At 44.1% G+C, this 11,343-nt stretch carries 10 protein-coding genes and 2 pseudogenes; 5 read left to right on the forward strand and 7 right to left on the reverse strand.

Annotation, left to right across the window (positions count from 1 at the left end):
• Window positions 1-463: 463 nt before the first annotated feature.
• Window positions 464-3,112, forward strand: coding sequence for a DNA mismatch repair protein MutS (gene mutS / locus IM479_RS00450; protein WP_286825984.1), 2,649 nt, complete (start codon window positions 464-466; stop codon window positions 3,110-3,112).
• Window positions 3,113-3,271: 159 nt separating this feature from the next.
• Here mutS and IM479_RS22935 read toward each other — a convergent pair.
• The 3 genes and pseudogenes from IM479_RS22935 to trmFO all read right to left on the reverse strand — a co-directional run.
• A pseudogene (locus tag IM479_RS22935) lies at window positions 3,272-3,484 on the reverse strand (hypothetical protein); the annotation flags it as partial.
• 32 nt (window positions 3,485-3,516) lie between these two features.
• Window positions 3,517-4,014 (reverse strand): 2TM domain-containing protein, encoded by a 498-nt coding sequence (locus IM479_RS00455; protein WP_286825985.1) that lies wholly within the window; start codon window positions 4,012-4,014, stop codon window positions 3,517-3,519.
• A 61-nt stretch (window positions 4,015-4,075) separates the two neighbouring features.
• Window positions 4,076-5,413 carry an FADH(2)-oxidizing methylenetetrahydrofolate--tRNA-(uracil(54)-C(5))-methyltransferase TrmFO gene (gene trmFO / locus IM479_RS00460; RefSeq protein ID WP_287684711.1) on the reverse strand — a complete coding sequence of 446 codons (1,338 nt, stop codon included), beginning with the start codon at window positions 5,411-5,413 and terminating at the stop codon, window positions 4,076-4,078.
• 242 nt (window positions 5,414-5,655) lie between these two features.
• Between trmFO and IM479_RS00465 the strand changes: the two genes are divergently transcribed.
• Window positions 5,656-5,934, forward strand: a complete 279-nt coding sequence (locus IM479_RS00465; protein WP_043995783.1) for a hypothetical protein — start codon at window positions 5,656-5,658, stop codon at window positions 5,932-5,934.
• Window positions 5,935-6,052: 118 nt separating this feature from the next.
• Here the strand turns inward: IM479_RS00465 and IM479_RS00470 are convergent, their stop codons facing one another.
• The gene (locus IM479_RS00470; RefSeq protein ID WP_287675571.1) at window positions 6,053-7,132 is read right to left on the reverse strand and encodes a PIN/TRAM domain-containing protein; all 1,080 of its coding nucleotides are present in this window, start codon (window positions 7,130-7,132) and stop codon (window positions 6,053-6,055) included.
• 375 nt (window positions 7,133-7,507) lie between these two features.
• Between IM479_RS00470 and hemW the strand changes: the two genes are divergently transcribed.
• Window positions 7,508-8,680 (forward strand): radical SAM family heme chaperone HemW, encoded by a 1,173-nt coding sequence (gene hemW / locus IM479_RS00475; RefSeq protein ID WP_287684712.1) that lies wholly within the window; start codon window positions 7,508-7,510, stop codon window positions 8,678-8,680.
• A 17-nt stretch (window positions 8,681-8,697) separates the two neighbouring features.
• On the opposite strand, the gene IM479_RS00480 is transcribed toward hemW, so the two are convergent.
• Both IM479_RS00480 and IM479_RS00485 read right to left on the reverse strand, forming a co-directional pair.
• On the reverse strand, window positions 8,698-9,018 hold the full coding sequence (locus IM479_RS00480; protein WP_271974590.1) for a cupin domain-containing protein: 321 nt from the start codon (window positions 9,016-9,018) through the stop codon (window positions 8,698-8,700).
• Entirely contained in the window at window positions 9,018-9,590 is a 573-nt protein-coding gene (locus IM479_RS00485) for a shikimate kinase (RefSeq protein WP_287684713.1), read from the reverse strand. Before IM479_RS00485 ends, IM479_RS00480 begins: the two co-directional genes overlap by 1 nt.
• Before the next feature lie 233 nt (window positions 9,591-9,823).
• On the opposite strand from IM479_RS00485, the gene IM479_RS00490 reads away from it, so the two are divergent.
• Window positions 9,824-10,897, forward strand: a complete 1,074-nt coding sequence (locus IM479_RS00490; RefSeq protein WP_151695534.1) for a Gfo/Idh/MocA family protein — start codon at window positions 9,824-9,826, stop codon at window positions 10,895-10,897.
• Window positions 10,898-10,948: 51 nt separating this feature from the next.
• Here the strand turns inward: IM479_RS00490 and IM479_RS00495 are convergent.
• A pseudogene (locus IM479_RS00495) lies at window positions 10,949-11,095 on the reverse strand (excalibur calcium-binding domain-containing protein); the annotation flags it as partial.
• A 91-nt stretch (window positions 11,096-11,186) separates the two neighbouring features.
• Here IM479_RS00495 and IM479_RS00500 point away from each other — a divergent pair.
• Window positions 11,187-11,343 (forward strand): helix-turn-helix domain-containing protein (locus IM479_RS00500; protein WP_287699008.1); only part of this gene is annotated, 157 nt, incomplete at its 3' end.

Consider the following 11,343-nt stretch of genomic DNA (forward strand, 5'->3'; position numbering starts at 1 on the left):
AGACTTCAAATTCGGCCTTGAACGAGTAAAACTTTCTAGGAAATAAGGTTGAACATGAGATTTTTTCGACTTGTTCAAAGTGGCCGGAGGGCATTCGGACACTCAAAATGGACGTGGAGGAAGGCATAAGACTACCGCTAAAGTAGCAGTATCCTTCCTGTGAAGCGTCAACCCCGTTCAGCGACCACCCTAAAAAAGTGGCGTGGTGAGGAATCGCCGTCCGTTTTACGGCGGCGAGGATGTCAACATTTTTGTCCGTTCAATTTTTGATTGAACGAACCTGCGTCAGTCCCCACTCTCAGCCTAGGGGAGTGGGGAAGGTACAGGAAGGGGAACCATTAAGTGGTTCTCCTCGTGCGGAAGTATGAGGCAACCGCCATCGACGAAGAAGCGTCAGAAACTTCCCACTCAGCCAAGCGGTGGGGAACAGTTGATTAAAACATTGTCCAGCTTTCTTTGACCCATGACTCTCCCCTCGGATTTTCCCCTAGAACCACCGGCTACCAATAAAGATCCCCATCGTGATTATCGCGGACTCGATCGCAGTAAACTCACCCCCATGTATCAGCATTATGTGGAGGTAAAAGAAACCTATCCCAATGCCCTTTTACTCTATCGTGTGGGCGATTTTTTCGAGTGTTTCTTTCAGGATGCGGTGATTATCTCCAGAGAATTAGAATTAGTTCTCACCAGCAAGGAAGGGGGTAAAGGTATTGGGAGAGTCGCGATGACCGGGGTTCCCCACCACGCCCTAGAGCGCTATAGTCGTTTATTGGTGGAAAAAGGCTATGCGGTGGCGATTTGTGACCAAGTAGAGGATTCGACGGAAGCAGCCGCCGAAAAACGGCTAGTAGAACGCGCTATCACCAAACTGCTCACCCCCGGAACCCTCACCGATGAGGGAATGTTAAACGCAAAAAAGAATAATTTTCTGGCCGCAGTGGTGATTACCGGAGAAAATTGGGGATTAGCCTATGCAGATATCTCCACCGGAGAATTCTACACCACCCAAGCCAGCGATTTAACGGCTTTAAGCCTAGAATTAACCCGTTTACAGCCCTCGGAAATCCTTTTTCCCATCAATGCCCCCGATTTAAACCGTATTTTGCGCCCAGGGGAAAAATCTGACCATCTCCCCCCCTGTTTACCCGATAGTTTTTGTTATTCTCTCCGTCCCCAAACTATCTTTACTCTCACAGAAGCGAAAAATCGTCTCCTAATCACCTATAAAATGCGTTCCCTAGAGGGGATGGGCTGCGAACATTTACCCCTTGCTATTCGCGCTGCCGGAGGCCTATTAGAATACATTGAAGATACCCAAAAAGCCAATCAAGTCCCCCTACAACCTTTAAAAACCTACTCTATCTCGGAATTTTTGATTTTAGATGGGCAAACCCGTCGCAACCTTGAAATTACCCAAACGGTGCGCGATGGTAGCTTCTATGGTTCTCTATTATGGGCGATCGATCGCACTTGTACGGCCATGGGTAGTCGCGCTTTACGTCGTTGGTTACTGCAACCTCTCTTAGATTCTCGTGGTATTCGCGCCCGTCAAGATACTATCCAAGAGTTAAAGGATAATCCCTCATTGCGCCAAGATATTCGGCAAAAATTAAGGGAAATCTACGATATAGAACGTTTAAGCGGTCGTGTTGGCGCAGGAACAGCTAATGCGCGCGATTTACTTTCCCTAGCGGCATCTTTAGTCAAATTAGCCGATTTAGCGGCTTTGGTCGCCTTAGGAAATTCGCCTTATTTGAAAGCTTTACAGCAAATTCCCGCCGATTTAGAAAAATTAGGCCAGCAGGTAATCGCGCATCTGGTGGAATCTCCTCCGCTGCATCTGAAGGAAGGGGGGGTGATTCGCGAGGGAATTGATGCCCAATTGGATGCCCTGCGGCGCGACTATCAGGAAGTAATCGATTGGTTTAAGAATCTAGAGACGACAGAAAAAGAAAGAACGGGTATTAGTAATCTTAAGGTTAATTATAACAAAACTTTCGGTTATTATATCAGTTTACCCCGCAGTAAAGCCGATTTCGCCCCAAAAGATTATGTGCGTAAGCAAACTTTAGTCAATGAGGAACGTTATATCACCACCGAGTTAAAGGAGAAAGAAAATATAATTCTGACGGCAGTAGATGAATTAAATAAGTTAGAATACGAGATTTTTAGCGATTTACGCCGTCAAGTGTCCGAATTTTCCCCAGAAATCCGGGAAGTAGCCACAAAAGTCGCCGCTTTGGATGTGTTGGCCGGATTGGCAGAAATCGCCGTTTACCAGGGATATTGTCGCCCAGAAATCGCGGATGGTCGTCTTATCGATATTAAGGATGGTCGTCATCCCGTGGTGGAACAATCGCTTGGGGCCGGCTTTTTTGTGCCGAATTCGATTAATTTGGGCAATCAGGAGGGTTTAGAATACCCCGACTTGATTATTCTCACCGGTCCCAATGCTAGTGGCAAAAGTTGTTATCTGCGACAGGTGGGATTAATTCAATTGTTGGCCCAAACTGGTAGTTTTGTCCCGGCAAAGTCGGCCAAAATCTCCATCTGCGATCGCATTTTCACCCGGGTGGGGGCTGTAGATGACCTCGCTACCGGCCAATCCACCTTTATGGTGGAAATGAACGAAACTGCCAATATTCTCAATCACGCCACGGAGAGATCATTAGTATTATTAGACGAAATTGGCCGGGGGACAGCCACTTTTGACGGTTTATCCATAGCTTGGTCTGTGGCGGAGTATTTAGCCACGGTACTGCAATCGCGGACGATTTTCGCCACCCACTACCACGAACTGAACGAATTAGCCTCAATCTTAGAGAATGTGGCTAATTATCAGGTAACGGTCAAGGAATTACCCCATGAGATAGTATTTTTGCACCAAGTACGACCGGGAGGCGCGGATAAATCCTACGGTATCGAAGCGGGGAGATTAGCCGGTTTACCAGCTTCTGTGATCGATCGTGCCATGCAGGTGATGGGTCAAATCGAAAAACATAGTAAAATTGCTATCGGTTTGCGTCAGGGAATTAAGAAAATTAAACCGGTTAAGTCAGATAATTCCCCATCTCTCCAGCAGTTAGATATTTTTGATGACAGTAAGTAGTCGTGCAAAGCTCAACTTTGTCTCCTTTTTGTCTCCTTTGTCTCTCCGTGGTTCACGAAAAGGCTGCATCTCACATTTGCAGAAACACCGACAATCAACAATTATCAGTAACCCTTAAACTGGGACAAATATATGAACAACCGCGTGTAATACCATTTTTCAAAAGTAATGGCAGAGATGGTTAATTGCCCTCACCCCCAACCCCTCTCCCTTTCTGGGAGAGGGGAGTAAGATACCTGCTACGAATAAAGAAAAATGGTATAAGCATCCCACCGAAAAACTAATGCGCTCCGGGGTTTGGGGGGTTCTACCCCCCAAAGACTTGAATTGAGGGAAAAAATTGAAAGTAACGCCCGATTTTAGAAGATAGTTTTCCCTTTAAAAATCTTCCTTTTTCAACAATATTAAAACTGTAAAAACTTTTTAATTTGAGTCCAAAGATTGCTAAAAGATTCTTTCATTTCCTCTTTAATTTTCCAGCGTTTAAAGGCTTCTTCATAAGCAATTCCTTGATTTTGAAAAGTTTTCCAAGCCGAGAGAGAAAGAGGTAAACCCATCAGCAAAAAGATATAAATTGCCCAAGAAATTGTTCCCGCACTAATTAAATTAATGGTAAGAAAAAAACTATTAATAATCAGATAGCGAACGGTTTTATGTTTTAGCTCCTCGCGACGAAAGCGATCGAATTCCTGCCGCTTATAACTGAGCATTTTTGACTCTTGCCAGTCCTTTTCCGCTGCTTCTAAGTCTTTAACTTCAATAGCTAAATCGTCGGCAATTTCTAACAACTGTTGACGGGTAATTTCTCCCTTATCCCCTTGACGGGAGATAGCCAAATAGAGAATTTCCTGCACATCCTCTTGACTGTAGGATTGGGGAGGGAAAAAATCGGGGTTTGGCATAGCGATAGAGAAAGAAATAGGTTCCTTCTCTATTATGGGCGATCGATTTAGCGATTGACAGTTAGACGAGACAGGGAGTTTTTAGCTGATTCCACCATGCTTCTAAATCCTGCAAAGAGCGATCGGCATATTGACCGTAACGTTCCCGTTTATTGCGGATTTTTTGGCTAAAATTCGGCAAAATGCCAAAATTTGGCGGCATCGGTTGAAAATGTTTCGGTTCGGCACTGCTGATAAACTCAAATAATGACCCCATCATCGTTGTGGTCGGCAATGTCACCGTTTCTAATCCTAAAACTAAACGAGCGGCATTAGTTCCCGCTAACCATCCCCCAGCAGCCGCAGCCGTATAGCCTTCCGTCCCGATTAACTGTCCTGCCGCTAATAGCGTCGGTCGCGATTTAAACTGGAGACTGGAGGATAATAACTGGGGAGAATTGATAAAGGTGTTTTTGTGCATCACCCCCATGCGGACAAATTCGGCCTTTTCTAACCCCGGAATCAGGCGGAAAACTCGTGTTTGTTCACCCCATTTTAAATTAGTTTGAAATCCCACCATATTCCATAATTGCCCCGCTTTATCTTCCATTCGCAACTGTATAACTGCGTAGGGACGTTGATCCGGATATCTGGGATCCGCTAATCCCACCGGTTTCAGGGGACCAAAACGCATGGTATCTTCTCCCCGACAGGCTAATTCTTCGATTGGTAGGCAAGCCTCGAAAAATTTGGCATTTTCTCGCTCAAAATCCTTTAATTCTGCCTGTTCTGCCTGTTTTAGTTCTTGCCAGAAATGCAGGTATTGTTCCCGATCCATGGGACAATTGAGATAGGCGGCCTCACCTTTATCGTAACGGGAGGCCAGAAAAGCGATCGATCGATCGATCGATTCCCCTAGAATAATCGGACTAGCGGCATCAAAAAAGCTCAGATAGTCCAGTCCGGTGAAATTTTGCAGATCTGCGGCTAAAGCAGCACTGGTTAACGGTCCAGTGGTTAAAACGACGATACCATCCCGGGGAATTTCAGTGATCTCCTGACGTTTTAAGGTGATTAGAGGGTGGTTAGCCAGCATTTCCGTCAAATTTCGACTAAAGACCCCTCGATCGACCGCTAAAGCCCCTCCTGCGGGGACACTGTGCTGATCGGCCTGGGCAATAACTAGAGAATTTAAGCGTCGTAATTCTTCATGGAGTAACCCGGTGGCGCGATCCACCGCCATGGCACCAAAGGAGTTACTACAGACTAATTCGGCTAAAAATTGGCTATGGTGGGCGGGACTAGAGCGAATTGGGCGCATTTCGTGCAGGATCACGGGAATACCTGCTTGGGCTATCTGCCACGCCGCCTCAGTCCCCGCTAATCCTCCACCAATTACATGAATAGGGCGATCGATCATAGTTGGGAGAAAATGGCTAGAGTAGGATTATTTTAGCGTCAGTTCCGAGTCACCAAAAAAATAGGCTGGGCTGACGGCGATCGCATGAAGATTTGGGCTGATCGCAAACTCAGGTTATAATTAAGGAAGGGATGGAATATTGTATTCTATCTCGGCACCGGTTTTGCTTTCGAGAAGGTGGCAACACCGCCCCACTTTCTCGCCATCTCCTTCCAGATGGGTTAGTTAGCGGTTTGACTTCTATGAACACCAATTATCTTGAAGAATACCAAAAATACCTAGCCGAATGGCAGAAACTGCTTCTGTCCGCTTGGGGTAATGGTGTTCCCACGACTACACCAGTGTTTGAGTTTCCAGAAACTTTGGTTAAATCCCTCGAATATCAACAAGAATGGGTGAAATCCTACCTAACCGCCCAAGAAACCGCCACCAAAGTTGCCCTCGATAGTCAGAAACAATTCTGGGATAGTTATTTCGGTTTTGCTCGTCAGTCCATGGCTGTAATCAATAAACCAGCTTAATTAGGTATCAATTGGCTAGATAGTTCGATTGGTGACTTAACTTCCCTTAAAAAATGAAATTCCTCAAATACAATCCCCTCTGGCCCTGTATTTGAGGCTTTTTTGGCTTTTATTCCCTTCAAGCAATCAGGGAATTTTGGGGTTTCGCAAAAATCATCCGTCCAGCAGAGGTTTGCAATGCAGATGTCACCACTACCCGCAATTCTCCCCCTAGATAATCTTTTCCTTCTTCTACCACTACCATCGTGCCATCTTCTAGATAACCGATGCCTTGGGTGGGTTCTTTTCCTGCTTTGAGAATTTTTAGGTCCAAAGTATCCCCAGGCAAGTAGATCGGGCGTACTGCTTGGGCGAGATCGTTGACATTCAAGATGGTGACTTTTTGCAGATTGGCCACTTTACTGAGATTATAATCGTTAGTGAGCAAGGTGGCGTTAATTTCTTGGGCAAGATGGACTAATTTAGCATCTACGGTGCTAATATCGTCATAATCGGCCGGATGAATGATAATGCGATCGGGAAATTCTTCTTGCATCCGGTTTAAGATGTCTAATCCTCGTCTTCCTCTAACTCGTTTTTGGTCGTTACTGCCATCCGCTAACTGTTGCAATTCCTGAAGGATAAATTGGGGAATGAGTATCTGTCCCTCAATAAATCCTGTGTCTAACAATTGTTCGATACGACCATCAATAATACAACTGGTGTCAACAACTTTGGTGGCGGCCGCTTGCAGGGTTCCTTCTGCCACTAAAATTGATTCCATACTATTCGGGTTAATCAGACGCAAAAAAGTGCGACCGTGGGTATCAGCTAAACTAACCCCGAGATAGGAAAACATAATACTGCCTAAAATGGCGATTATCGGCTTAATAAACGAGAATTCTCTAGGAATCGGTAGGAAGAAAATCGGAGCTAGGATCAGATTAGCAATCAACAAACCGATAACTAGACCGACCGAACGGGTTAAAATAACTTCGATCGGAGTTTGTCGTACTTGGGTTTCTAGACGACGATAGGTAGTTTGGGCAACTAAACCAAGAGCTAAACCAATAATTGAGGCAAAACCCGCCGATAACCAGCGTAAAGCTTCAATATTGCTGATTTGCGACTGGACAGTAACCGGCAGCAAGTCCACACCACTATAACCAATACTGGCAATAGCGAAGACGAATAATAAAATTATGACGGCATCAAGCATAGGGATAATACCAGAGAGGATAGGGGGGAATGATGGTAGATAAAATAATGAGTATGGATGCTTTTATATTATATCTGTGGGCTTCTCCTAATTTGTGTCGGGAAAGTTGCTTTCATTCTAGGAGATGTTCTCCCCAGCCATAATACATCTTAACGAAGATAAACGAAATTACAGCCGTCGGTCGTCAGCCTTGAATCGGTTATCAGTTATTAGTTATCAGTCATCGGATGCGAGTTACAGCGTTTCTCAGATAGATGAGGTTCGTTCTTGCATCTAAAATACTTGATTAGCAAGGGTTAGTCTGTACCTCACCTTGACGAGAAAGGCTGTATGAGTTCACTGATTACTGTTCACTGTTCACTGATAACTGCTGTAATGTCCTATTTTCACCCCGTAACCTCGGTTTATATTCATATTCCCTTTTGTCGTCGGCGCTGTTTTTACTGTGATTTCCCGATTTTTGTCGTCGGTAATCGCACCAATCCGGCGACTTTTCCCCCTGTGGTGGAGTATGGGGAAATATTACAAGAAGAAATTAGCCTTAGTCAGGGGACCGGGAAACCCCTAGAAACAATTTTTTTTGGGGGGGGGACTCCTTCCCTGTTACCGGTGGAATTATTAGGGGCAATTCTGGATACTTTAGCCAAAAAGTTTGATTTTGCAGCCGATATAGAGATTTCTATGGAGATCGATCCGGCTACCTTTAGTTTAGAACAATTACAGGGTTATCTTAGCGCGGGAGTCAATCGGGTAAGTTTAGGAGTACAGGCTTTTCAAGAACCATTATTACAGGTTTCTGGTCGATCGCATACCGTTAAGGATATCTATCAGGCAGTGGAATTAATTCAGGGATTGGGAATAGTTAACTATAGTTTGGATTTGATTTCGGGATTGCCACAACAAACCCTCACAGATTGGGAAAATTCCCTAGAAAAAGCGATCGAACTGCAACCGGCCCATCTTTCCTGTTACGATTTGGTCTTAGAAGCGGTTACTCCTTTCGGTAAACAGTATCAACCGGGAAAAAAACCCTTACCCGATGATGAAACCACGGCGAAAATGTATGTTTTAGCCGGTGAAAAACTAGCTTTAGCCGGTTATCAACATTACGAGATTTCTAACTATGCTAAACCGGGTTATCAATGCCGACATAATCGAGTTTACTGGGAAAATCGTCCCTATTACGGCTTTGGTATGGGGGCTGCTAGTTATCTCCATCAACAACGTTTTACCCGTCCGCGCAAAAGTCGCGACTATTTCGCTTGGGTAAAAGAAGGCTGTCAGATTGACGTGGAGAAAAATAGTTTGATTGATGATCTTCTCGAAACCTTAATGCTAGGGTTAAGGTTAGGGTCAGGGGTGAGTTTACCGGCCATTGAAGCTAATTTTGGTTCGGAAATCAAAAAAGCAATTTTAGAGGTCTTAGAGCCGCATAAACAGCGTAATCTAGTAATAATTGAGGGGGATAGCAGTGTAAGATTAAGCGACCCCGAAGGTTTTTTGTTTTCTAATATCGTTTTAACCGATTTATTCGATCGCTGGCAATAGTTAGAAACTATATTTTACTAGCGATAATAGACAGCTAACCAAATACAAGGGGGATTATTGCTAGTCAATTCGACGCGATGTTTTTGGTGAGGAGGAATCAGTAGATAATCCCCTGCTTGCAGATTAACTCGGCTGCCATCCTCATAACTAATCTCGGCAAAACCCTGTAATAAAATCACCCATTCAAAGTCAGATTGATCGTACCATTGACCGATGGGAGTGGTTTGACCAGTGGAAATAATTCTTTCCAGACGAATAGCCTGACTTTGGGCCAAAATTTCCAGAATTTCTCGGTCAGGAATTAGTTCAGGTAAATCAAAAATTGAAGCTGCTGTCATTAGTTATGATCCCTTTCTGGATGAAAATCTTTAATCACCGTCGGTATTGCTGTTAAAATTTTCTCAACGATATCAGTAGGTGTATCTAGGTCAGAAACAACAATCCGAAGATCTGCTTCTGCATAAAGTCCTCGTCTTTGTTCTAATAATAATTCCAGGTTACTTTCTAAATCAGTGGACTTAAGCAAGGGACGAGAGGTATCTTGTTTTAAACGTTTAACCAAGACTTCGAGAGGAACATCTAACCAAATCATTAAACCGTGACGAAGATAACTCCAATTTATCGGTTTTAAAACCATCCCTCCCCCGGTGGCAATCACAGTTTTAGTCAGAGAGGATAATTCGGCCAAAACTTGGGTTTCTAACTCCCGAAAAGTCGCTTCTCCCTCGTCGGCAAAAATTTCCCTGATTTTCTTTCCCGCGACCCTTTCTATTAATATATCTGTATCAAAAAAACGATATTGTAACCGTCGGGAAAGCAACTCTCCCAGGGTGGATTTGCCGGCCCCCATCATTCCTAGCAAAAAAACACTTAATCCCCGTAAGGAGTTAAAATCTGTTGCATTGTCCATAGTTAAAATTTAGCTGAATGTAGTCCTCGCTACTAAGGGACGATGTTTTGATAAGCATTTAGGAGTGAAAACCCGCAGGTGAAATCAGAAAATCTTCTCAGAACTGCCATTGACACCGACATCGTGTCAGAATCTGGATAACCATGATACCATCTTGGTAATTAATCGACAAAATCAGCTTGATTAATTTAATCAAGTGGTGTGAGGAGTGTGAACACAGGAGTCTAAAATTCATGTCCAATCAACCAGCAAACTTTCCGGGTAACAGAAATCAACTCAAACCGATTAAAGTCGGGGTTATCGGGGTCGGTAACATGGGACAACACCATAGTCGCATCCTGAGTTTATTAAAAGACGTGGAATTCGTCGGGGTGGCCGATGTCAACGTCGAAAAGGGACTGGAAACTGCCAGTAAATACCGAGTCCGTTTTTTTGAAAATTATTTAGATCTCTTACCTAGGGTAGATGCGGTTTGTATCGCTGTCCCCACGCGGTTACACCATCGAGTCGGGATGGACTGTCTGCAAGGGGGAGTACATACCTTGATCGAGAAACCGATCGCCGCTAGTATTAGTGAAGCGGAATCTTTAGTCAATGCGGCAGCCGATCACGATTGTATTCTGCAAGTGGGTCATATCGAGCGTTTTAATCCCGCTTTCCAAGAGTTATCGAAGGTCTTGAAAACCGAGGAGATTCTAGCGATTGAATCCCATCGCATGAGTCCCTATTCCCAGCGAGCTAATGATGTCTCGGTGGTGTTAGATTTAATGATCCATGATATAGATTTAATTTTAGAATTAGTCGCCGCTCCTGTGGTGAAATTAACCGCTAGTGGTAGTCGCGCTGCCACTGATTCCGGTTATCTCGATTATGTCACTGCCACCCTTGGTTTTAGTAATGGAGTGGTGGCTAATTTAACCGCTAGTAAGGTGACTCATCGCAAGATTCGCCGTTTAGCAGCCCACTGTAAAAATTCTCTCACGGAAGCGGATTTTCTCAACAATGAAATCCTCATTCACCGGCAAACCACCGCTAACTATAGCACTGATTACGGTCAAGTTCTCTACCGTCAAGATGGTTTAATTGAAAAGGTTTATACTAGCAATATTGAACCTCTACACGCGGAATTAGAACATTTTGTTCATTGTGTGCGCGGTGGGAACCAACCTTCCGTCGGTGGGGAACAAGCTTTAAAAGCTTTACGATTAGCTAGTTTAATCGAACAAATTGCCCTTGATGGTCGCGTTTGGCAACAATCGGACTGGAATTATCAATATCTTAATTCTCCCGTGATTACCGCTTCTTGATTGTTTTTTCCCCGATTCTTTAAATGAGAGAATTGGGGTGAGGAAACCAAATTAGTTATTTTGAGAACTTTTCAAACATTTTTCTGAGGATTTTTGACCACACCATTGACTTTCACAGGGAACTCCATCACCGTCTCCATCCATTTTGACATTAGGGCAATTTCTCAAGAAAAAAGTCGCTTCTGCACAGGATGTCATCGAAAATTTTGGGTCTGAAACCCCGTCGTTCTACGACGGCTTTACCGTTAAATACTAGCGCATTTACCAAATATATGCCAGAATGTGAGACATGGAAAAAGCCTATTCGTTTCGATTTTACCCCACACCAGAACAAGAGTCGCTATTGCGGCACACTTTGGGCTGTGTAAGATTAGTTTACAATAAAGCTCTCCACGAACGAACACAAGCTTGGTACGAAAAGCAAGAAGAATTAGACTTTCTCTATG

Origin of the sequence: Microcystis sp. M165S2, from assembly GCF_020245885.1 — a bacterium.
Classification (GTDB): Bacteria; Cyanobacteriota; Cyanobacteriia; order Cyanobacteriales; family Microcystaceae; genus Microcystis.

Bases quoted from the DNA above. Each gene is read 5' to 3' on its own strand.
- IM479_RS00485 (WP_287684713.1), bottom strand. From the start codon at position 9,590: ATGGACAATGCAACAGATTTTAACTCCTTACGGGGATTAAGTGTTTTT.
- IM479_RS00490 (WP_151695534.1), top strand. From the start codon at position 9,824: ATGTCCAATCAACCAGCAAACTTTCCGGGTAACAGAAATCAACTCAAA.
- IM479_RS00470 (WP_287675571.1), bottom strand. From the start codon at position 7,132: ATGCTTGATGCCGTCATAATTTTATTATTCGTCTTCGCTATTGCCAGT.
- hemW (WP_287684712.1), top strand. From the start codon at position 7,508: ATGTCCTATTTTCACCCCGTAACCTCGGTTTATATTCATATTCCCTTT.
- trmFO (WP_287684711.1), bottom strand. From the start codon at position 5,413: ATGATCGATCGCCCTATTCATGTAATTGGTGGAGGATTAGCGGGGACT.
- IM479_RS00480 (WP_271974590.1), bottom strand. From the start codon at position 9,018: ATGACAGCAGCTTCAATTTTTGATTTACCTGAACTAATTCCTGACCGA.
- mutS (WP_286825984.1), top strand. From the start codon at position 464: ATGACTCTCCCCTCGGATTTTCCCCTAGAACCACCGGCTACCAATAAA.
- IM479_RS00465 (WP_043995783.1), top strand. From the start codon at position 5,656: ATGAACACCAATTATCTTGAAGAATACCAAAAATACCTAGCCGAATGG.
- IM479_RS00455 (WP_286825985.1), bottom strand. From the start codon at position 4,014: ATGCCAAACCCCGATTTTTTCCCTCCCCAATCCTACAGTCAAGAGGAT.